Source organism: Anaerofustis sp., from assembly GCF_019420015.1.
Classification (GTDB): domain Bacteria; phylum Bacillota; class Clostridia; order Eubacteriales; family Anaerofustaceae; genus Anaerofustis.
Genome location: NZ_JAHZIA010000015.1, coordinates 23,861 through 45,205, shown reverse-complemented (window position 1 = coordinate 45,205; position 21,345 = coordinate 23,861). Strand labels below are relative to the sequence as shown.

At 33.3% G+C, this 21,345-nt stretch carries 22 protein-coding genes; 13 read left to right on the top strand and 9 right to left on the bottom strand.

What is annotated here, in order from left to right:
* From QZ357_RS04120 to QZ357_RS04110, 3 genes are all read right to left on the bottom strand, one after another.
* On the bottom strand, positions 1–1,059 hold a 1,059-nt coding region (locus QZ357_RS04120; protein ID WP_290772145.1), incomplete at its 3' end, for a dihydrolipoamide acetyltransferase family protein.
* Positions 1,060–1,104: 45 nt separating this feature from the next.
* Complete coding sequence (locus tag QZ357_RS04115; protein WP_290772142.1) at positions 1,105–2,247, bottom strand: CDP-glycerol glycerophosphotransferase family protein; 1,143 nt, start codon at positions 2,245–2,247, stop codon at positions 1,105–1,107.
* A gap of 297 nt (positions 2,248–2,544) precedes the next feature.
* Positions 2,545–3,246 carry a DUF554 domain-containing protein gene (locus QZ357_RS04110; RefSeq protein WP_290772139.1) on the bottom strand — a complete coding sequence of 234 codons (702 nt, stop codon included), beginning with the start codon at positions 3,244–3,246 and terminating at the stop codon, positions 2,545–2,547.
* A gap of 174 nt (positions 3,247–3,420) precedes the next feature.
* Here QZ357_RS04110 and QZ357_RS04105 point away from each other — a divergent pair, with 174 nt between their 5' ends.
* The 8 genes from QZ357_RS04105 (at position 3,421) to QZ357_RS04070 (ending at position 10,951) form a co-directional block, all read left to right on the top strand.
* Positions 3,421–4,377 (top strand): ABC transporter substrate-binding protein, encoded by a 957-nt coding sequence (locus QZ357_RS04105; protein ID WP_290772154.1) that lies wholly within the window; start codon positions 3,421–3,423, stop codon positions 4,375–4,377.
* A 22-nt stretch (positions 4,378–4,399) separates the two neighbouring features.
* A complete protein-coding gene (locus QZ357_RS04100) occupies positions 4,400–5,161 on the top strand; it encodes an ABC transporter ATP-binding protein (RefSeq protein ID WP_290772136.1) in 762 nt (253 codons plus the stop codon).
* Positions 5,124–5,957: an ABC transporter permease gene (locus QZ357_RS04095; RefSeq protein ID WP_290772133.1), complete on the top strand. Its 834-nt coding sequence runs from the start codon at positions 5,124–5,126 to the stop codon at positions 5,955–5,957. The genes QZ357_RS04100 and QZ357_RS04095 overlap by 38 nt, the downstream gene beginning before the upstream one ends.
* Before the next feature lie 163 nt (positions 5,958–6,120).
* Positions 6,121–7,191 (top strand): 2-dehydropantoate 2-reductase N-terminal domain-containing protein, encoded by a 1,071-nt coding sequence (locus QZ357_RS04090; RefSeq protein ID WP_290772131.1) that lies wholly within the window; start codon positions 6,121–6,123, stop codon positions 7,189–7,191.
* Between the two features lie 11 nt (positions 7,192–7,202).
* Positions 7,203–7,661 (top strand): RpiB/LacA/LacB family sugar-phosphate isomerase, encoded by a 459-nt coding sequence (locus tag QZ357_RS04085; protein WP_290772127.1) that lies wholly within the window; start codon positions 7,203–7,205, stop codon positions 7,659–7,661.
* A gap of 205 nt (positions 7,662–7,866) precedes the next feature.
* Positions 7,867–9,222: a nucleoside triphosphate pyrophosphohydrolase gene (gene mazG, locus QZ357_RS04080; RefSeq protein ID WP_290772124.1), complete on the top strand. Its 1,356-nt coding sequence runs from the start codon at positions 7,867–7,869 to the stop codon at positions 9,220–9,222.
* Positions 9,223–9,299: 77 nt separating this feature from the next.
* Positions 9,300–9,572, top strand: coding sequence for an HU family DNA-binding protein (locus QZ357_RS04075; protein ID WP_290772121.1), 273 nt, complete (start codon positions 9,300–9,302; stop codon positions 9,570–9,572).
* Positions 9,573–9,673: 101 nt separating this feature from the next.
* Positions 9,674–10,951, top strand: a complete 1,278-nt coding sequence (locus tag QZ357_RS04070) for a hypothetical protein (protein WP_290772119.1) — start codon at positions 9,674–9,676, stop codon at positions 10,949–10,951.
* Positions 10,952–10,978: 27 nt separating this feature from the next.
* Here the strand turns inward: QZ357_RS04070 and QZ357_RS04065 are convergent, their stop codons facing one another.
* From QZ357_RS04065 to QZ357_RS04040, 6 genes are all read right to left on the bottom strand, one after another.
* A complete protein-coding gene (locus tag QZ357_RS04065) occupies positions 10,979–11,401 on the bottom strand; it encodes a nucleoside deaminase (protein ID WP_290772116.1) in 423 nt (140 codons plus the stop codon).
* Between the two features lie 12 nt (positions 11,402–11,413).
* A complete protein-coding gene (locus QZ357_RS04060; protein ID WP_290772113.1) occupies positions 11,414–11,899 on the bottom strand; it encodes a QueT transporter family protein in 486 nt (161 codons plus the stop codon).
* Between the two features lie 208 nt (positions 11,900–12,107).
* On the bottom strand, positions 12,108–13,937 hold the full coding sequence (gene glmS, locus QZ357_RS04055) for a glutamine--fructose-6-phosphate transaminase (isomerizing) (protein WP_290772110.1): 1,830 nt from the start codon (positions 13,935–13,937) through the stop codon (positions 12,108–12,110).
* 359 nt (positions 13,938–14,296) lie between these two features.
* Complete coding sequence (gene acpS, locus QZ357_RS04050; RefSeq protein WP_290772107.1) at positions 14,297–14,698, bottom strand: holo-ACP synthase; 402 nt, start codon at positions 14,696–14,698, stop codon at positions 14,297–14,299.
* Positions 14,699–14,778: 80 nt separating this feature from the next.
* Positions 14,779–15,042 carry a 30S ribosomal protein S20 gene (gene rpsT / locus QZ357_RS04045; RefSeq protein ID WP_290772104.1) on the bottom strand — a complete coding sequence of 88 codons (264 nt, stop codon included), beginning with the start codon at positions 15,040–15,042 and terminating at the stop codon, positions 14,779–14,781.
* A gap of 112 nt (positions 15,043–15,154) precedes the next feature.
* Positions 15,155–16,423 carry a pyridoxal phosphate-dependent aminotransferase gene (locus tag QZ357_RS04040; RefSeq protein ID WP_290772151.1) on the bottom strand — a complete coding sequence of 423 codons (1,269 nt, stop codon included), beginning with the start codon at positions 16,421–16,423 and terminating at the stop codon, positions 15,155–15,157.
* Positions 16,424–16,760: 337 nt separating this feature from the next.
* On the opposite strand from QZ357_RS04040, the gene QZ357_RS04035 reads away from it, so the two are divergent.
* The 5 genes from QZ357_RS04035 to QZ357_RS04015 all read left to right on the top strand — a co-directional run bounded on the left by QZ357_RS04035 (position 16,761) and on the right by QZ357_RS04015 (position 21,294).
* Entirely contained in the window at positions 16,761–17,912 is a 1,152-nt protein-coding gene (locus tag QZ357_RS04035) for a CobW family GTP-binding protein (RefSeq protein ID WP_290772101.1), read from the top strand.
* An 11-nt stretch (positions 17,913–17,923) separates the two neighbouring features.
* Positions 17,924–18,868, top strand: a complete 945-nt coding sequence (locus QZ357_RS04030; RefSeq protein WP_290772098.1) for a GTP-binding protein — start codon at positions 17,924–17,926, stop codon at positions 18,866–18,868.
* A 292-nt stretch (positions 18,869–19,160) separates the two neighbouring features.
* A complete protein-coding gene (mltG, locus tag QZ357_RS04025) occupies positions 19,161–20,294 on the top strand; it encodes an endolytic transglycosylase MltG (protein WP_290772096.1) in 1,134 nt (377 codons plus the stop codon).
* Between the two features lie 3 nt (positions 20,295–20,297).
* The gene (locus tag QZ357_RS04020) at positions 20,298–20,939 is read left to right on the top strand and encodes an O-methyltransferase (RefSeq protein WP_290772094.1); all 642 of its coding nucleotides are present in this window, start codon (positions 20,298–20,300) and stop codon (positions 20,937–20,939) included.
* Between the two features lie 91 nt (positions 20,940–21,030).
* Entirely contained in the window at positions 21,031–21,294 is a 264-nt protein-coding gene (locus QZ357_RS04015) for an HPr family phosphocarrier protein (protein WP_138268669.1), read from the top strand.
* Positions 21,295–21,345: the final 51 nt, after the last annotated feature.

Below are 21,345 nucleotides of genomic sequence, written 5' to 3'. Positions count from 1 at the left end.
TGTTTGAGGTGGGTTTACTATCGGAGTAAAGCTTTCTATTCCCATAGAACCTAAATTGCTCACCGTAAAGGTTGCGCCGCTCAATAAATCAGGGCTGATCTTACCTTCTGACGCCATAGCACCGAGTTCTTTTGCTCTTTTAGATATCTCGTTTAAAGACATTTTATTTGCATTAAATATGGTAGGAACCAAAAGTCCTCTTTTGGTATCAACGGCCATACCCAAATGAACATTATTAAATACCCTTAATTTTTCATCATCATAATGAGCATTAAAACTCTTATGATTTAAAATTACTCTTGATACGGCATACATTATTATGTCGTTTACGGTAATTTTTTCAAGTCCCAAACTTTCCATTGATGATTTTATTATTTTCCTGTATTTCATCATATTTGTGGTGTCAAAGCTACGATTAAATGTAAGCTGAGCCATATTGCTTAAAGATGAATGCATTGATTTTGCAATGACTTTTCTTACGTTTGAATGAGGAATATCTTCATATTCGCTTATTGTATTGTTTACATTATCTTCAATAAAAATAACATCTTCTTTGGATGATTTGTTTATTTTATATCCTTCTTTTGCGAGTTGTAATATATCTCTTTCTATTATTCTTCCATCGGGACCTGTAGGAATGGCTTTTGTTAAATCTAAGTGTTTTTCTTCAGCCATCATTTTCGCTCTCGGAGATATTTTTTCTTCGTTTACTTCTCCCGCTGAAATGATATTTGTACTTTCCGGTATTTCTTTTTTGGTTTCTTTTACTTCTTCTTTATCTTCTGTTTGTGTATTTGTCAAAAATTCGCTTATGTCTTCTCCTTCATTTCCGATAACACACACAACATCAAGACAAGGAACATCATCACCTTCTTCTGCCAAAATCTTTAAAATCATTCCGCTTGTCTGAGCTTCTTCTTCAAATGCGGATTTATCGGTTTCGTATTCGAATAATACGTCACCTTCATTTACCATATCACCTTCTTTTACGTTCCAATTAGTAATTATACAGCTTTCTACCGACTGCCCTTGTCTGGGCATTATAACACCGCTCGCCATATTTACCTCCTTAATTAAATAATGCATATTTAAAATAGTTTTAAACTATTTTTTGTCTATAAAATTTTCGATTATATAATCGGCAATTCTGTTTGAACTTTGTCCGTCTGTATATTTGTAATGAACATCGATAAACTTGTCATAATCGTTAAAATCGAATTTGTTTTCTTTTATCAGTTTTATTACCTCATCTGTTGTTGAAACCTGTTCTCCTATGACATCTTTTTTGAAGTCTTGATAAAATCCCGGATTTTTAATGTATTGTTCAAGATCGTAGACATATAAGATTAAAGGTTTTTTCAGTATTGCATATTCTATTATTGCTGAGGAATAGTCTGTTATAAATATATCGCAAACAGGCATTACCTTGTTTAATACATCCTCTTTATCCAAATAAATCAAGAAATCATCATCTTTTCCTGTTTTGGCTTTTGCACTTAAATGAGGTTTGTATACCAAAGTATATCCGAGATCTTTTAATTCTTCTTTCATTTTACTTATATTCAAATGAAGTTCGGTTTCCGCTTCGCTTCCTCTTCCTCTGAATGTAGGTGCATAAAGAATAATTTTTTTGTCTTTGAGAGAAGGATATTTTTCGTAGAATTCTTTTTTTACTCTTTCAAGTGTTTTTTCGTTGAAGAATAAATCTGTTCTTGCACTTCCCAAAATCAGAACTTTATCTTCATCCATACCAAAGGCTGTTGCATAATGTTTTTTTGAAAACTCACTTCCCATTATGCAGTAATCGTAATTTTTATGTCTGAATTTATCTTCTACCGATTCTCCTGTATTTTCTGCGTCGTTTCCGAATTTTTTAAGAGCTCCCGCCGCATGCCAAACTTGTATTACAATTGTTTTCTTTTTATGCTTTATTATATGAACGGGAAAGTAAGCGTTATCCACTATGAATACTCTTGATGTTGCAAGATGATAAACGCCTTTTATAAGTCTTAAAAGGTATGAAATTTTGCCTGTTAAAGAATAACTGTATTTATCAAATAAAAATACAAATTTTATATCTTTTCTTTTTTTGTTTAGAGCTCTGTAAATATACTTTATGTTTCCGTCCAAGATAGTATTTCTTGGAGTTGAAAAAGTTATTTTTTTGTTGTTAACGGGTATAAACCAAAAGATATAATAAAAAATGTGTAAAAATATATTTGATAAAATGTATTCGAGTTTATTCATTTAAGTCCCTTTCATGTATATGTTTTATAAAAATATTATACTTTATAATGTTTCTTTTGTCAAAGAATTTCGAAGCGAAACGTAAAAAATACTTATGTTTATTTTCACTGTGAAAGAAAAAGAAAGATATCTGTCGTTGAGTTTTTTTAGTATTTTAAAAACAAAGAAGAACGAGTGTTATCGTTCTTCTTTAATGTATTTAATATGTTTTTCATTTTTCTATTTTATAGGTATGATTTAAAATTCGGTGTTTTATATTGATTTTACTGTGAAAATACGATTGATAAATACAATCATTCAAAATATGGCTGCATATATAATCGGAATTATCAGTCCGGGCAGCATATTTAAGACTTTTATATCTTTTATTTTCATCAGTCCCAATCCTATACATATTACCATTGCGTATCCGACAAGACATATATTGTTTACAAGCATATCCGAAAGATAAGGGGATAAATATATTCCCAGAAGTGTTATTGCTCCTTGATATATTCCAACGCTTACTGCCGAAAAGTATACCCCAAATCCCAGTGTTGCGGTAAACAGTATTGCTATTGTACCGTCAAGAATGGATTTTGTGAATAGTATTGTATGATCTCCGTTTAGTCCGTCATTTAATGCTCCTATTATTGCCATTGCTCCGGTACAGAATAGAACAGAAGTAGGTATAAAACCGTCGGCAAATCCGTCTAAAGCAAATTTTTTTTCTATTTTTTTTACGAATGTATTTGATTTTTTGTCTAAGTCCAGAAGTTCTCCTATCAAAGTACCAACGACAAGACTTATTACCAGAAGTAAAGTGTTGCTTGTTTCCAGCATGCCTTTTTCGTTTATTGTTATTCCGGAGGTAATAATTCCGAGAAAGCCTACTATAATAGTAGAGAGCCCCAATATGGTTTTCATGCTGTCTTCAAGTTTTTTATTGACGATTTTTTTTAACATAAGTCCAATCGTACTGCCAATTAATATTGATATTATATTTACTATCGTTCCCATTTTGTACCTCTTAAAAATTACATACAGATATCTTACTATCTTTTAAAATAATTTTCAATAAAACTTGTAATCTTAGCTCACCAAAAGTATTTCTTTCACATAATATAATGTGAATAATGATTTAGGAGGGATTATATATTGAAAAAAGTTTTGGCACTGACGGTCAGTGCATTAATGTGTTTAGCTTGTTTTGTCGGTTGTGGTACGAACGAGTCCAAGCTTGAGAAAGTTAAAGTAAGCGAAGTTGCTCGTTCTATATTTTACGCTCCTCAATATGCGGCGATAAGCCTTGGATATTTTGAAGAAGAGGGAATTGATATAGAATTGACTACGGCTCAAGGTGCGGATAAAGTTACGGCTGCGGTACTCAGCGGTGACAGCGATGTGGGTTTTTGCGGTCCGGAAGCTACGATATACGTTGCACAGGGCGGTGAAAAGGATTATCCCGTAAACTTTGCACAGGTTACTAAAAGAGACGGTTCTTTTCTTGTAGGAAGAAAGGATGAAGCCGGAAAGTTCAAATACTCTGATTTAAAAGGTAAGCACATTATCGGAGGAAGAGCGGGAGGTGTTCCCGAAATGACTCTTGAATATGTACTTAAGAAAAACGGTATAGACATAAAAAAAGATATTAATCTTGATACTTCCGTTCAATTTGCCGCAATGGCCGGTACATTCGTAGGCGGAACGGGTGATTATGTTGCTTTGTTTGAACCCAGCGCAACGGAAGTGGAATCAAGCGGTCAGGGTTACGTTCTTAAATCTATAGGAGAAGAAAGCGGGGAAGTTCCTTACACGGTATATAATGCAAGAAAAAGCTTCATAGAAGAAAAACCCGAATTGATTCAAAGCTTTACAAATGCAGTGGCAAAAGGGCTTAAATATGTTCAGACTGCCGACAGTAAAGAAATAGCAGAGCAAATAGCAGAATTTTTCCCTGACAATGATAAAGAAACATTGATAAAAGTTATCGACAGATATAAAAGCATAGACGCATGGAAAGATACTCCTGTACTTACAAAAGATTCTTTTGACAGACTTCAGGATATTATGTCTTCAGCAGGACAGTTGGATAAAAAGGCCGAGTATAAAGATTTGGTAAATACAACATTTGCGGAAAAAACAAAATAGATTATTATAAGGAGTAGATAGAATGAGAAAGCCTTTAGTAAAAATTGACGATTTGGTAAAAAGTTTTCATACCAAAGACAGTATAATTACGGCGGTGGAAGGGTTTTCTCTGGATGTGTATGAAGGTGAGTTTATTGCCTTGGTTGGACCGAGCGGATGCGGTAAAAGTACTATTTTGTCTATTTTATCGGGGTTACTTGAGCCTAGCAGCGGCAGTTATAAGTTTAGTAAAGAAAATCCGAGCGTAGGATATATGCTTCAGCAAGATGAGTTGTTTCCTTTTAAAAAAATTATGGATAATGCTCTGCTGGGGCTGGAAGTAAGAGGCAGAGGGAAAATAAAAGAGGAAGACAGGGAGTATGTTTTGGGGCTTTTAAAAATGTACGGACTCGAAAATTTTCTCGAGGCATATCCAAGACAACTTTCAGGAGGGATGAGGCAGAGAGTCGCACTTATAAGAACTCTTGCTCTTAAACCCGATATATTGTTGTTGGATGAACCTTTTTCCGCTTTGGACTATCAAACAAGGCTTGCAGTGAGTGAAGATATAAGCCTTGCCATAAGAAGAAACAACAAGACGGCCGTTTTGGTTACTCATGACTTATCCGAAGCGATATCTCTTGCGGATAGGGTAGTTGTGGTTTCCGATAGACCCGCAAAAGTCAAGAGCATATATGATATCAACCTTTCAATCGATTCTTTAAGTCCAGTCGAGAGACGTAAGGCGAAGGAGTTTTCCGATTATTATGACAAGATATGGAGGGATTTGGATGTGCATATATGATGAAATAAAAAGCAAAGAGCATGAAGAATACTTAAGAAAAGCAAAAAGGGAAAAATTTATAGTTGTTTTTTCACGAATTGCCATTTTGTTTGCTTTTCTTATTCTATGGGAAGTAAGTGCCAGATTCGGTTTTATAAATCATTTTATAAGTTCTTCTCCAAGCAGGATTTTTAAAACAATAGTAGAACTTATAAGTACGGACAGTTTATATAATCATTTGTTTGTCACTACATTTGAAACCATGACCGGATTTATTTTAGGGACTGTGCTCGGAACACTTATAGCGATGCTTTTGTGGTGGAGTGAAAGATTTGCAAAGATTATGGATCCTTATTTGGTTGTGTTGAATGCTCTGCCTAAAGTAGCATTGGGACCTGTTATAATAGTATGGGCAGGTGCCGGTATGGGCTCCATTCTAATAATGACTCTTGCTATATCGATAATTGCCACAATAATAGGTGTTTATTCGGGTTTTATGCAGATTCCCGAAGAAAAAATAGTTCTTCTTAAAACCTTTAATGCAACAAAAATGCAGATATTTACCAAGGCTGTTTTTCCTTCCAGCATAAAAAATATCATAAACGCACTCAAAATAAATGTAGGACTTTCTTGGGTAGGCGTAATAATGGGAGAATTTTTGGTGAGTAAGGAAGGTCTCGGATATTTGATTGTTTACGGCTCTCAGGTTTTCAATCTCGATCTTGTAATGGCAGGAGTTGTGATTTTATCCGTTGTTGCCGGGTTTATGTATTTTTTAGTTTCATATCTGGAGAAAAAAGTTATTAAATATGATTAAAATATATTGAAAAATTTTCATTAATCGTATATAATGATGTTAATTTAATATAAGTTTTGGAAGAGATTATAAGAGAAACCATAACTGAAACACATATAGTGTGTTATTATGTTATGGTTTTTTTATATAAAATATATATTATACAAAGAGAGGTACATATTATATGGCTAATGTAACAATACTCGGTGCAGGTGCTATGGGCAGTGCTTTGTCCACTCCTTTAAGAAAAAACGGACATAAAGTAAATTTATGGGGTACTCATCTTGATGGTGAGATAATTGATCAATTAAAAAAAGACGGTACTCATATTAAACATAAATGTAAATTGGAAGAGGGTATCAATTATTTTTACAATGAAGAAATCGAAGAAGCTATTGAGGGTGCCGATTTAATCATTATGGGGATTACCAGTGACGGGCTTGCTGATATATTCAAAAAAGCCATTCCTTATTTAAAAGAAGGTATGGTGGTGGGAAGTGTATCAAAAGGTTTTGAATATGATTTGCATGATAAAAACAAAGTAATTATTCTTCCCGATATATTGGAACAATTGCTTCCGGAAGATTTAAAAGGTAAGATTCCTTTGGTTTTTGTGGGAGGACCTTGTAAAGCCGTTGAAGTTGTATGGGAATGCCCTAACTCAGTTGATTATGCAAGCAAAGATATAGAAGCTGCGAAATATATGAGAAGTCTTCTTGCAACGGATAAATACAACGTAGGAATCACAAATGATGTTATAGGCCTTGAAATTTGTGCTGCAATGAAAAATGCTTATTCCATAGGTCTTGGTATGGCCGAAGGGTTTAAAGATCTTGAAGGGAAAAACAATAATAACTGTAAGGCTGCTTTGTTTACTTTTGCTGTAGCGGAAATGGGTGTTTTAACCAAAGCTATGGGAGGAAGCTATGCTTCTGTAATAGGTCAACCGGGAGTGGGAGATCTTGAGATTACTTGTGAAGCCGGCAGAAACAGAATATTGGGAGAAGTTTGCGGTGCCGGAACACCGGGAAGTAAAGCCATAAAAGAAATGAGAGACAACGATATAACAGTGGAAGGTTACAATGCAATAAAATTTGCATGGGAACTTGTCGCTCAGCTTGAAGAAAAAGGTGTGTTGAAAAGAGAAAAACTTCCTTTCTTGGAAGCTTTGTATGATATTTTATATAACGATGCTCCGTCTTATGAAACGATTGTAAAAGTCATGAATAAATGTACGGGATTTGATTACGAATAGGAGGAATAAAAATGAAAAAGATAGCTGTTGGTGCAGATGCGGTAGGTTTACTTTTAAAGGATGAAATAGTTGATTATTTGAAAAATGAGGGTTATGAAGTCGATGATCTCGGTGTAAAAGAAGAAAGTGACAAAACATTCTATGCAAATGTTGCCGAAAAGGTTGCTTTGGCCGTAAGAGATGAAGATTATGACAGAGGGCTTTTGTTTTGCGGGACGGGTATAGGTATGAGTATTGCCGCAAATAAAGTTCCGGGAGTGTATGCGACGGTATGTCACGATCCTTACTCTGCGGAGAGGGCAAGTTTAAGCAACAATGCAAAGATTATTACAATGGGTTACAGAGTAATAGGAAAAGAAACCGCAAAGGTTGTATTGAAACATTGGCTTGACAATGATTTTGAGGAAGGATGCAAAAGTCAAAGCAATGTGGACGAAGTTGGAAAGCTGGATAACAAATACCGTAAATAATTGTTATTTAAGGTTTTGTATATTTATCATTTTTTCTTTTAGGACCGCCGATAAGGCGGTCTTTTTGTTTTGATTTTTTAAATATGTAAGGGACTTTTAGCTTTATAAACTTTTATTGTAAATTATAAAAAACAGATTGTAAGTATTGTATGGGATATATGATCTTTGTTAAAATAATTTATATAGTAATGTCAGAGGTAAGAATATGAAGAATAATGTTTATGTTGTAAATAATGTCATAGTTGATGGTATTTCTAAAGATTTTAAAACAAAGATGAGAGAAAGTGCTGTTTTTGCAGAAAAGAGGAGTATGGAACAAATACAGCCTTGTAAGGAGTTTTATAATATTCAATTCGATAAATTGATTTATGAGGACTTAAAAAAGGAACTGGACAGATATGAAAATGTGTTTCTTGTTTTTGATGTGGCAAAAAACAGAAGTTTGTTTGATAGGATAACAGAGGATAAGGACAATGATGTTTATATTGAATCAAATCTTGCTGTGGAAACTTTGTTTGGTGATATGATATCATACAAGGTGATGAATGCCGAAAGTTCTGAGTTTACGGCACCTGATTTTCAAAGTGTAAATTTGATAAAAAACGTCAGTTCTATGAATATATCTTATGTTAAGACTAATTTGCTTAAATATTTTTATGAAAAAATCGAGATTTATGTTATAAATAATGGAAAAGCAGAAAAAATAACATTGAGAGATTTGAGCACAAATGAAGAAGATGATTGCAGTATTTTACTGTTAGTTCCTAAATATGATTTTTTATCTGTAAAAGGTGATTTTAAATCTTTTATGGAATTGATAGCATATTTACGAAGTGATAAGGGATGTCCCTGGGACAGGAAACAGACGCATAAGAGTTTAAAAAAGCATTTGCTTGAAGAAACTTATGAGGTTTTGGATGTTATTGACAAAGAGGATATGAACGGTTTATGTGATGAACTTGGTGATTTGCTTCTTCAGATTGCTCTTCACGGGCAAATAGCCAAGGAAAAGGGTTTTTTTGATGAAGATGATATTATATATAATATATCAAACAAGTTGATAAGAAGGCATCCTTATGTGTTTGCGGATGTACATTTGGAGGGGGATGATACTTCAAAAGTTTGGAATGATGTAAAAAAAGAAGAAAAGTCTTTCAAAAATTATACTCAGTCTCTTAAAGATGTTCCAAAGGGCTTCCCTGCCTTGGTGTATGCTCAAAAAATACAAAAGCGAGCAGCTGACGCAAACTTTGATTTTGAAAATTATGAGCAAGCCTTAAGCAAAGTTTACGAAGAAATCGAAGAATTGAAAGCCGAGATTGAAAATAATGATTCTGAAGCTTTGATAATCGAAGGAGGGGATTTGCTTTTTAGTACAGTTAATGTACTCAGACTCCTTGGAGTTGACTGTGAAGATGCTTTAAGGTTATCTTCAAGTAAGTTTGTAGAGAGATTTTCTATGATGGAAAGTATAATTGAAAAGGATAACAATGATATTGTGACATTAAAGGGAGATTTTTGGGAAAAATATTGGGAAAAGGCTAAATTACTATTGAAATAAATATATTTTTTGGTAAAATATAATCTAGAGTTTGAAAGTTGAAATATCAACAAATATAAATTTGGAGGAAAGATTAAATGAATAAATCAGAATTAGTAAACGCTTTAAGCGAAAAAACTGGTCTTACAAAAAAAGAATGTGAAAATTGTTTAGGCGCATTCGTTGAAACTATTACTGAAACTCTTAAAAAGGACGATAAAGTTTCATTGGTAGGCTTCGGTACTTTTGAAGTAAGAGATAGAGCAGAAAGAAAAGGTATTAATCCTCAAACAAAAGAACAAATTACTATACCAGCAAGCAAAGCTCCAGTTTTTAAAGCAGGAAAAGCATTAAAAGATTCTTTAAACTAATATTAAATAAAATATAATTATAAAAAGATACCTGATACGAAGGTATTTTTTTATTGTACTTTATGTTATAATAAACATATTTAAAAAACGGGAGTGATAGGATGCCTAAATATGATGCAATTATACTAGGTTTAGACGGGAGCAAAAAATTCTTTGAACTTGGCTCATTTACAGCATTTTTAGAAAATAAGATGAGATTCAAAGCTGTTTCGGCAGGAGGAATGGGTATAATCAATGCTTGCTTTCTTGTATGTAATGATATAAATCAAGCGATTAAATTTTGGACTATGGCAATAAATACGGATTTGTTTAAAATAAACGAAATTATTGCAGATATTTACGAAAATGAATGGTCAAAACTGGATGATACCTCTTTTGTTAATTCTTTTACTAAGTTTTTATCTTCGGATAAGAGGTTGTATGAACTTAAAAAAGCTTTGAAAAAATATATATCAGAGGACGATGTAAGAAAGAGCGACGTTGAGCTGTATATAGATACGATTAATTTATCGAATCTTAATTTTGAAGCTATAAATTTAAAAAGTATTCCCTTCGGTCAGTTTCATTCGTATATACTTTTATCTCTTTGTTTTCCTGAGATTTCCAGAGTCGGTAAAAGCTCTGGTTTGGTTAATTCGTATAATAACAATCTTGTTAATATTCTTGTGGATAAAGGTTATAAAAATATTCTTTCTTTGGAGGAGACGATTGAACCTTTATCTTTCAGAAAGGTTACCCTTTTAAAAAGCAGTGATTTCTTGGAAGCTGAAAATTCCTGTGAAAGTAAATTGATGAAGGAACAGATAATGACAGGTTATTTGGATACGCTAAAATCAATTGGAAAAGTATCTGGGAAAATATATTATATAGATTATATTGAAGATGATGATTATAAGTCTTTTGACGTACATATAGGAGATTTATTTTCGGATAATAAAGATTATTTGATTATGGAGCTTTTGGGGTTAAATGTTTTAAATAAAAACCTTGTAAGAAAAAGCATATGTGATTTGATTAAGTTTTCCGAATTCAGAAAAGAAAACAACGCTTTATTATCTCTTCTGGAGAATTTGGCATGTATATTTCATGTGGAAGAAAAGAAAAAATATACTTTTTTCGAGTTGAAAAACGAGATAATCAAATCATTTAAAAGTGAAGCAAAGATGCATTTAGCAAAAATAGGGGACAGGGATATTTTAAATTCCATAATCTATGACAGTACTCCTGTTTTTTATGTGGATAAAGATATATTTATGGATTATTTCCTTATCTTGATAAGTGCAAAGCCCGAAAATTATCATGTTATAGCAGGAATGTTTTCTAAAGTTCCCGATAAAATTAAACTTGGCATTGTTGCTCTTATATATTTATTGTATTAAAAAAGCAAGGTGGGTACCCCTTGCTTTTTATTTTCTTATTCTTATAAAAAAATCTTTAATAAGTTCACTGCATATTTTTTCTTCTATTCCAGAATAAACTTCTGTATTTTTTGCTTTGTTATGGCTTAACAGATTGTATTTGCTGCCGCAAGCTCCGTATTCGATATCCATTGCTCCGTATACAACTTTGCTTATTTTAGCGTTTATAATCGCTCCTGTACACATGGGGCAGGGTTCTAATGTTGAATATAATGTACACCCGCTTAAGTTATAGGTATTTAACTTTTCACAGGCTCGTTTTATTGCGGTTATTTCTGCATGTGCTGTCGGGTCGTTGTTTTTTACGACTTCATTATGAGCACATGATATTATTTCATCTTCCTTTGTTATAACCGCTCCTATCGGAACGTCATTTTGACATTGTTTGGCTTCCTCTACGGCTAAAAGCATATATTTATTCATTTAATCGGAAAGAAGACTCCTTAGTTTTTGATTTTTTTCGATTATCAAAAGCAGAGGTAGTCCTATAACATAAAGACTTACTGCTTGACCTATACATACACTTATAAAACCTGCAACAAAAGGTATTGCCGCCATTTTATACAGTACAAATCCTACGAATATGCCGTTATATATTATGCTTGGAAGCTCCATTAGGTATTTGTTTTTGATTTTACTTGCTGTTATGGCTGCAAGGAGTGTTGCAATGGAACCGAAAGCTATATCTATAAGCCCGAAAGGACTCGCAAGATTGGAAAGTATACATCCTACAAACAATCCCGGGATTGCCGCAGGGGTAAAGAATACGAGTATGTTTAGTGCTTCTGATACTCTTACTTGATTTTCTCCGAAAGCAATTGGAGAAATCAACATTGTGCTTACAATGTATAAAGCAGCTATTATGGCCGCTTTGGTTAAAAATTTTACTTTTACGTTTGTTGTCGTCATTTTGGCTCCTATCCACCGCAAAAAAAGCTCTTTTAAAAAGAGTTTGGCGGTTTTATTATTATATTTCATAATAACGGTATAACAGCCTTAGGTACCCCTAAAGGGTATATGAAAAACCATGAAACCACGACGTTTCATATACCAGTAAAAACAAGAGGAATATTCCTCTTGTTTTTGCCTCTTATACATATGTTATTATTGGCGTTATTTATTCAACCGTAACGGATTTTGCAAGGTTTCTTGGTTTGTCTACGTCACAGTTTCTTGCCACTGCAAGGTAGTATGCAAGTGTTTGGAGATAAACAACAGTCGGAATAACCGTTAAATCATCCATCACATTGTCGATATATACTACATCGTCGGCTTCTTTTTCTACATTCGAATTTTGTTCTTTTGCGAATGCTACTATATAAGCTCCTCTTGCAACAACTTCTTTTATGTTGCTGAGCATTTTTTCGAATAGAGCATCTTGAGTGCAAAGAGCGATTATTAAAGTGCCTTCTTCTACCAATGCTATAGGACCGTGTTTAAGTTCTCCTGCTTGATAAGCTTCTGAATGAATATATGAAATTTCTTTCATTTTTAAAGAGCCTTCAAGGGATAAGAAATAATCAAGTCCTCTTCCAAGGAAGAATACATCGTGTACTTTAAAATGTTCATAAGCAATTTTCTTGATGTCTTCTTCTTTTGCCAAAACATTTTCTACATTTTTATCTATATTCATTAATCCTGAAGCTATTTCTTCAAAGCTTTCGTCGCTTAATTTTCCTGTAAGTTTACCGAACAATAAAGCTATAAGGTACATACTTACAACTTGAGTCGAATAAGCTTTTGTTGAAGCAACCGCTATTTCAGGACCTGCCCATGTATAAAGCACATCACTTGCTTCTCTTGAAACCGTGCTTCCGACTACGTTTGTAACTGCAAGGACTCTGGCTCCTTGAGCTTTTGCAAGTCTCATTGCAGCAAGAGTATCTGCTGTTTCTCCTGATTGAGAAATTGAAATCAATAATGTATGTTCGTCTATGATAGGATTTCTGTATCTGAATTCACTTGCAATATCAACTTCAACAGGGATTCTTGCGTATTTTTCAATTACGTTTTTTCCTACGTTACCGGCATAATATGCAGTACCGCAGGCAACGATGTATATTTTGTTTATTTTATCCAAATCTTCTTTTGTAATTGTTATGTCATCAAGCTTTACTTCATGTTTTTCTACGTCAAGTCTTCCTCTTAAAGTATCTCTGATTGCTCTAGGCTGTTCATGGATTTCTTTTAGCATGAAGTGTTCGTATCCGCCTTTTTCCGCGCCGGCAGCATCCCAATTTACTTTTAATATTTGCTTTCCTACTTTTTTACCTTCTTCGTCATAGATTGTAACGTTGTCTTTTGTTATTACGGCTATTTCGTCATCATCCAAAAGGTAAATATCTCTTGTGTGTTTAAGTACGGCAGGAATATCACTTGCAATGAAGTTTTCTCCTTCGCCTTTTCCGATGATTAAAGGGCTGTCTTTTCTTACTGCAATCAGTTCGTCAGGATTATCCTTGCACATAACTGCAAGAGCGTAAGAGCCCGATAATTTTTTTGTTACTTTTTTTACTGTAGAAAGTAAATCACCGTCATATAAATCTTCAATCAGATGAGCCGCAACTTCCGTATCCGTATCGGAAATAAATCTGTATCCTTTTTCTACCAATTCTTCCTTAAGTTCAATGTAGTTTTCGATGATACCGTTATGCACTATAACGATTTTTCCGTTATGGCTTGCATGTGGATGTGAGTTTATATCCGATGGTTCTCCGTGAGTTGCCCATCTTGTATGTCCTATACCTATATTTCCTTCTATATCGTGTTTTTCTAAGCTTTCTCTTAAATTGTCCAGTCTGCCTTTATGTTTTCTTATATCTATGTTTCCGTCTTTAAAAACGGCGATTCCCGCAGAGTCATATCCTCTGTATTCCAGTTTTTCAAGACCGTCAACTAAAATGTCGCTCGCTTTTTTATTTCCTATATAACCTACTATTCCGCACATATTTTTTATGTTCTCCTTAAAATTTTAATTTTTTAATTAAAGTTTTAAATCTGAATTTGTCCTTAAAATTACTTTTAAGTTTTGCCAGACTTTAAGGAATACTTCTATCCCAAAGGGTATCCGCCGAAATTTCGATAAACCCTTTTCCTCGTCAACCATACTTAATATATTCAGGAATTCGGTTCGGGCGCTTTGATTTTAAATTCCTGTTTAAAAACCTCCTTTATACATTATATCAAAAGAACAATAAAAGTAAAACCAAATTAATTTATTTTTAATGTTCTGTTTATATTACTTATAAAAAGTTTAAAAGAGACAGTAAACTGTCTCTTTTGTTTTGATTATTATTTTTAATATTTCTATACTTTATTGGTTGATGTTGCAATTACGAATGCTATCGCATATTCTTTTTCGTGGGATATAGACAGTTTAAAATCATGAATGTTATTTTCTTTCATTACAATTTTTGCATTACCATGGAGTTTTATGAAAGGTTTATTTTCGCTGTCTTTTATGATTTCTATATCTTTGAATTTAATTTTATTCATACCTTTTCCTATAGCTTTCATGGTGGCTTCTTTTGCGGCAAAATAGCCGCTGATGCTTTGGGGGCTGAACATTGTGCTTTCAAAGTAATCTATTTCTTTTTCTGTGAATATTTTTTTTAAAAATAAGCTTTTGTGTTTGCCGTTTATGATTTTTTCTATTCTGCTTACTTTTACTATATCGACTCCGTTTGATATTATTTGTTTGTCAATCATTAATTTATACCTTTTGTTATTATAAAATGCAAAAAGACCTTTCCGGATACGAAAGGCCTTAAATAGTCTATATAATCATACTAACCTAAAGCATTGACTTTTTTAGCTAATTGAGCTTTTTTTCTGTTAGCAGCGTTTTTATGGATAACACCTTTGCTTGCAGCCATGTCAAATTTCTTGCTGGCTAATTTACATGCTTCGTTAGCTTTTTCTACATCATTAGATAAAACAGCTTGTTCAAAATCTTTTTCAACAGTTTTTAAGTTAGTTTTGATAGCTTTATTTCTAAGTCTGCTTTTTTCGTTTGTAATCGCTCTTTTCTTTGCAGATTTAATGTTTGCCACTTGCTACACCTCCACTTTAAATAGTCTCGCGAATGATATTATAGCATTTCTATATATCAAATGCAAGCATTTTTTTCCTTTCTTTTACAATGATTTTTAAAAATATTGATGTTTATATTGCATACTGCTCTTGTTTTTTCAAAATCACTGTTGCTTTGTTTTTGTTTGTGCTTAAATCCTTACAATTTTGTGTTTCTTTTTGGTATTCCAAAAGCCCTTTATCCAAAATTTCAACAGCTTTTATTAAATCTTCTGACTTTAATACATAAGCTATTCTTACTTCGTCTACTCCCAATTCTTTTGTAGAATAGAATTCGCTTGCGGGACACAGCATTACGGTTTCGTTATTGAGAGTATATTTTTCCAAAAGCCATTTTGAGAATTCATGTGCATTTTCAACAGGCAGTTTTGCTATTAGATAAAATGCTCCCGCCGGTTTTTTTACTTGTATTCCTTTTATTTTTTTTAGTCTTGAGTATATTGTATCTCTTCTCTTTTTGTATTCTTTGATTACATTATTTATGTATTCTTTGCTTGTATTTTTAAGTACTGCGGCAGCTCCCACTTGGTCTATATAAGGTGCGCATAATCTTGCCTGTGCAAGTTTTAATACATGAGACATGAATTCTTTGTTTTTTGATGCGAGAAGTCCTATTCTTGCTCCGCATGCCGAAAATCTTTTTGATATACTGTCTATTATTATTACCCTTTCTTCCATATCTTTGATGGTTGAAAAGCTTATGAAATTTCCGTCATATACAAATTCTCTGTAAACTTCGTCGACTATTATAAACATATTGTTTTCTTTTGCAATGTCGCAAAGTAGTCTTATTTCTTCCCTTGTATAAACCCTTCCAGTTGGATTTGATGGGTTTGTTATGCAAAAGGCTTTAGTTTTGTCTGATATATGTTTTTTAATTTCTTCTTTACATGGCAGTCTGAAATTATCTTCCGGTTTGGTCGTTATCGATACCATGTTTATTCCTGCCTGAGTGGCAAATATATTGTAATTTGTATAATAAGGTTCTAATACTATTATTTCGTCTCCTTCATTACAAAGGGTTAAGAATGAAAAGAGTATAGCTTCGCTTCCGCCGTTTGTTACTATCATGTCTTCTTTGTGTATGTTTGTACCTATTTGTGAATAGTATTCTTCAAAGGCTTCAAGCAGTTCTGGTATTCCCCTTGAATTTGTGTATGACAATATGTTTTCGTCAAAATTTTTTACGGCGCTGAAAAATTCTTTTGGCGTTACTATATCCGGTTGACCTATGTTTAGTTGATATACATGGACTCCTTCTTTTGTTCTTTTTTCTTGTATTGGGGCAAACTCCCTTATCGGTGACTGTCCTATTGATGTAACTTTATTTGAAAACATAATATTCTCCTCATTATTTTTATTTTCTATTGATATGCTATCATAAAATAAAGTATATTTCAAGTATTAATTTAATAAATAAATATATTATCTTTTTATACGTTATTATAATATGTGAATAATAAAAATATGTTAATTATATTAAGAAAATATATACAGCCGTTTATGTTTGTTTTATTAAATTAAGTAAAAGGAAGAAAAATTTTATTTTTTTAATTTGTTGATATATTGTCAAAAAAATGATATATTTAGTTAGTAAATGCTAACTAAAGTTTGGTTTGTATTTTTTTTAAATTTGTTATAAAATATTGATATTTAAAATTAAGAAAGAAGGGTTAATATGACAAAGGTAGATATTGTTTCAGGTTTTTTGGGAGCAGGAAAGACTACTTTTATAAAAAAACTAATCGGTGAGGTTTTTCACGGCGAAAAAATTATATTGATAGAAAATGAGTTTGGAGAGATAGGTGTTGACAGTGGTTTTTTGAAAGATTCCGGTGTTGAAATAACTGAGATGAACTCGGGATGTATCTGCTGTACATTGGTGGGGGATTTCAGTAAAGCTTTGGAAGATGTAATAAATACATATTCGCCAGACAGAATAATTATAGAGCCTTCGGGAGTAGGTAAACTTTCAGATGTGGAAGGGGCTGTTTTGAATGTTAAGGATAAACTGGATATTGTTCTTGACAGTAAAATTACCGTTGTGGACGGCAAGAAGGCAAAGATGTATATTAAAAACTTTGGGGAATTCTTTAATAATCAAGTTGAAAGTGCAAACGTAATAGTATTAAGCCGTACACAGATGATGAGTGAAGATAAGATTAATGATTGTATAAATTTATTAAAAGAACATAATGAAAAAGCGAATATAATAACCACTCCGTGGGATGAGTTAGACAGTGATGTGATAAAAAATGCAGTTATGAAATTCGACGGAGAAAATGAACTGTTGGAAGAAGTAATCAAGAAGGAAAATGAACATCGTCACAGTCATGGTGATGGGTGCGGATGTAATCATGACCATCATCATGAGCATAACCACGAATGCTGTGAACACAGTAATGAACACGAAGGACATCACCACAAGGACTGTGGATGCAATCACAAGCATAAACATGAACATCACCATCATGATGAGCATCATGAATGCAGTCATGAGCACCACCATGATCATACATGCTCATGCGGTTGCGGGCATCATCACCATGATGCTGATGAAGTATTTTCAAGTTTTGGAATGGAAACCGTACACAAATATTCCAAAGATGAGTTAAATGATATTTTGGAACAACTTGCCGACGGCAGCACTTTTGGAGTGATTTTAAGAGCCAAAGGCGTTGTAAACGGTGAGAGCGGTATTTGGTATGAGTTTGATTTGGTTCCCGGAGAATACGAGATAAGAGAAAGAAAGGCCGATTATACCGGTAAAATATGCGTAATAGGAACCGATTTGAAAAAAGAAGATCTAAATAAATTATTTGGCTGTTAAGAGGTAAAGAGATGAATACACCGATATTTGTTGTTTCAGGTTTACTTGAAAGCGGTAAAACCACACTTATTAAAAATATGTTCAGAAGCCCGGAATTCAGAAATAACGGACCTACCTTGCTCATAGTTTGCGAGGACGGGGAAGAGGAATATGACAGAGAGTTTTTGACTTCTTGCAATGTGCATAAAGTAACGGTCGAAGAGTGTGAAAAGTTTACGCCTTCTTTACTTCAAAATTATGAAGCTTTGTATCGTCCAAGACAGATTATTATAGAATACAACGGTACATGGAAAATGGATATGCTTCTTGATACAAAGCTTCCTTTGGGTTGGGAGATAGCCAGTGTTTATTCTGTTGTTAACTGTGAGAGTGCAGAGCTTTATATGCTTAATATGAGAGCGATGTTTATGGAGCCTTTGGGTTTATCCAGTTTGATAATATTCAACAGATATGAAGACGGAATGGACAGAGCCAAACTTAGAAGAAACATAAAGGCGTTGAATCCTATGGCTCAGATTGTTTTTGAAAGAGTTGACGGAAGTGTGGTTGAAGAGACGTCTGAGGACCTTCCCTTTGATATAAATGCTGATGTTATAGAAGTGAAGGACGAAGATTATGGTATTTGGTTCATTGATACTTTGGATAACCCCGGACATTATATAGGCAAAAAGGTTAAATTTAAGGCTCAAGTGTATACAGATAAGTCTCTTCCGATGAAAACTTTTGTTCCCGGTAGATTTGCGATGACATGCTGTGCTGATGATATACAGTTTTTAGGGCATGAGTGCAGATATTTTAAGAACAAATTGGGTTTTAATAGCAGGGACTGGGTAGATGTGTGGGTTAGAGTGGAATATGAATTTAACCCTCAGTACGGCGAAGATATTCCTATTTTATATTTGGAAAAAATAAAAGGAGCATCAAAACCTTCGGATGAATTGGTATATTTTATTTGATATTTAAAGAATGTGTTTTATGATGTGAATTTAAATTATTAGAGAATTTTTATTAAATTAACACAAAAGGGACAGAATCCTTTTGTGTTTGCATTGCATATATTTGAGATCTTTCCGGTAAAATAAATTTTGTCTTTTATTTAAGCCTGTTTGCCCATTAATGGCAGCAGGTTTTTTTATGTCGTTTTGTATTGTTGTGTCAAAAAATGCGGAAAATTGTTAAATAAAAGTTAAAAATGTTGAGTTATTACATAATAACATATATAATCTATTATGTTAAAAGGAGAGAAGTATGGAGAGAAAAAAAAATATAAAAGTTAAAAAAACAATAAGAAAAACAAATAACTCAAATAAAATAAACAATGATAAACCGAGGCTTAATTTAGGTAATAAATCCAAAATTCCTTTTATTATCGGCGGAGCCGTTGTTGTATTAGTTGCTGTGATATTTTTATCATACAATATTCTCTTGGGTGCCGTGGATAAATCGACGGGGCAAACCAAGGAGATTTTTATTGAAGAAGGCTCTTCTTTAAGTGGTATTACAACTGTACTTAAAGAAAATGATCTTATAAAAAACGAAACTGCATTTAAGATTTATGTTAAAATTTCCGGTAAATCAAATGATTTAAAGGCAGGGTATTATTCTCTTTCTCAAAAGCTTCCCGCAAGTGAGATAGTAAAATCCTTAGTTAAAGGCGGAACCAGCAAAACGACTTCGATAACCATAAAAGAAGGTTTGGATCTTAACAGAATCGGAGATGAGTTTGAAAAGAAAGGTCTGTTTACAAAGGAAGAGTTTTTGAAAGAAATCAAAGACAATGCGGATTTTTACAGGAGCAATTATGATTTCTTGTCAAGTGTTCCAAAAGACAGAGAATATATATTGGAAGGATATTTGTATGCGGATACTTATGATGTATATGTAAAAGCTCTTCCAAGAGATGTTATAACAAAGATGCTTGACAGATTTGATCAAGAATATACGGATGAATATAAGAAAAGAACTAAGGAAATGGGAAAAACCATTGACGAAATTGTTACGATGGCTTCCGTTGTGGAAAGAGAGACTATTTTGGATTCAGAGCTTCCTACGATTGCCGGAGTATTTTATAACAGAGTGGATAAAGGAATGATGCTGCAGTCGTGTGCAACGCTTCAATATATATACAAAGATTATCAATTTTCGTTTACGGATTCTCAAAAGAATATAGATTCTCCGTATAACACATATAAATACGAAGGGTTGCCTGCAGGTCCTATATCGAACTTCAGAGGTTCGGCATTAAAGGCTGCTTTGTATCCGGAAAAGACTGACTATTTGTATTTCTGTACAAAAAATGACGGTACAGGAGCAAGTGCCTTTGCAAAGGATTTAAGCGGGCATGAGGCGAATATAGAAAAATACAGCAAGAACTGGGAATAAATTATGATAGAAGAAGTAACAAAAGAGTATTTGGACGGGCTTATCACTCTTTCTTGTGATTTAAGCCCTCTTCATGAATTCAGAACAGAAGCAAAGGAAGAAGGTATTCCTATAATAACAAAGGATGTTGAAAGGCTTATAAGTATACTGCTCAAATCAAGCAATTCGAAAAGATTGTTTGAAGTTGGGAGTGCAGTGGGATACTCTGCTTGCGTTTTTGCACAAAACATGGGTAAAGACAGCTATGTAAAGACTGTTGAAAGAGACGAGATAAGGTATATACAGGCTAAAAACAATATTAAAAAATACGGTTATGAGGATAATATAGACTTATTTATGGATGATGCCGGAGAGCTTTTGAAAAACGAAAAGGAATCATATGATGTTGTGTTTTTGGACGGCAATAAGGGACATTATATTCATATGCTTGACGATTGTAAGCGTATTTTGAAGTCCGGAGGACTTTTGATTTGCGACAATGTTTTGTTCAGAGGTATGATAGACAAGAGTAAGCCTTTGGTAAGAAGAAAGATTACCATTGTAAAAAGACTCAGGACTTTTTTGGAAGCAATAAGTAAGGACGAAGAATTGATTACTTCCGTTTTGCCAATCGGTGACGGACTGAGTGTGAGCATAAAAAAATAATCATTTTATTAAAATTATGCTGGTAATTTATTAACTTTATGTTATAATTGAATTAATATTGATAAAGATAAAAATTAGGAGGAACTATATAATGTATTCAAAAAATGTAACTATTACAAATCCTACAGGTCTTCATGCTAGACCAGCATCACAATTTGTACAAACTGCTGCTAAATTTTCATCTGAAATTCTTTTAGTAAAGAACGGAAATGAAATTAACGCAAAATCTATCATGGGCGTTATGGCTGGTGGATTATCTCAAGGTACAGAATTGGAAATCAGAGCTAACGGTGCTGATGAACAAGAAGCTGTAGATACATTAGCAGCTTTAATCGAAGACGGTTTCGGTGAATAATTAGTATTTATAAATAAAAGACATATCTTAGTGATATGTCTTTTTTATTTG

Excerpts from the sequence above, each read along its gene's own strand:
- QZ357_RS04075 (WP_290772121.1), top strand. The coding sequence starts at position 9,300 with ATGAATAAATCAGAATTAGTAAACGCTTTAAGCGAAAAAACTGGTCTT.
- glmS (WP_290772110.1), bottom strand. The coding sequence starts at position 13,937 with ATGTGCGGAATAGTAGGTTATATAGGAAATAAAAAAGCGAGCGACATT.
- mazG (WP_290772124.1), top strand. The coding sequence starts at position 7,867 with ATGAAGAATAATGTTTATGTTGTAAATAATGTCATAGTTGATGGTATT.
- acpS (WP_290772107.1), bottom strand. The coding sequence starts at position 14,698 with ATGATTGACAAACAAATAATATCAAACGGAGTCGATATAGTAAAAGTA.
- QZ357_RS04060 (WP_290772113.1), bottom strand. The coding sequence starts at position 11,899 with ATGACGACAACAAACGTAAAAGTAAAATTTTTAACCAAAGCGGCCATA.
- QZ357_RS04090 (WP_290772131.1), top strand. The coding sequence starts at position 6,121 with ATGGCTAATGTAACAATACTCGGTGCAGGTGCTATGGGCAGTGCTTTG.
- mltG (WP_290772096.1), top strand. The coding sequence starts at position 19,161 with ATGGAGAGAAAAAAAAATATAAAAGTTAAAAAAACAATAAGAAAAACA.
- QZ357_RS04070 (WP_290772119.1), top strand. The coding sequence starts at position 9,674 with ATGCCTAAATATGATGCAATTATACTAGGTTTAGACGGGAGCAAAAAA.
- QZ357_RS04105 (WP_290772154.1), top strand. The coding sequence starts at position 3,421 with ATGTGTTTAGCTTGTTTTGTCGGTTGTGGTACGAACGAGTCCAAGCTT.
- QZ357_RS04115 (WP_290772142.1), bottom strand. The coding sequence starts at position 2,247 with ATGAATAAACTCGAATACATTTTATCAAATATATTTTTACACATTTTT.
- QZ357_RS04095 (WP_290772133.1), top strand. The coding sequence starts at position 5,124 with ATGACAAGATATGGAGGGATTTGGATGTGCATATATGATGAAATAAAA.
- QZ357_RS04100 (WP_290772136.1), top strand. The coding sequence starts at position 4,400 with ATGAGAAAGCCTTTAGTAAAAATTGACGATTTGGTAAAAAGTTTTCAT.
- QZ357_RS04065 (WP_290772116.1), bottom strand. The coding sequence starts at position 11,401 with ATGCTTTTAGCCGTAGAGGAAGCCAAACAATGTCAAAATGACGTTCCG.
- QZ357_RS04020 (WP_290772094.1), top strand. The coding sequence starts at position 20,298 with ATGATAGAAGAAGTAACAAAAGAGTATTTGGACGGGCTTATCACTCTT.
- QZ357_RS04110 (WP_290772139.1), bottom strand. The coding sequence starts at position 3,246 with ATGGGAACGATAGTAAATATAATATCAATATTAATTGGCAGTACGATT.
- QZ357_RS04035 (WP_290772101.1), top strand. The coding sequence starts at position 16,761 with ATGACAAAGGTAGATATTGTTTCAGGTTTTTTGGGAGCAGGAAAGACT.
- QZ357_RS04030 (WP_290772098.1), top strand. The coding sequence starts at position 17,924 with ATGAATACACCGATATTTGTTGTTTCAGGTTTACTTGAAAGCGGTAAA.
- QZ357_RS04085 (WP_290772127.1), top strand. The coding sequence starts at position 7,203 with ATGAAAAAGATAGCTGTTGGTGCAGATGCGGTAGGTTTACTTTTAAAG.
- QZ357_RS04015 (WP_138268669.1), top strand. The coding sequence starts at position 21,031 with ATGTATTCAAAAAATGTAACTATTACAAATCCTACAGGTCTTCATGCT.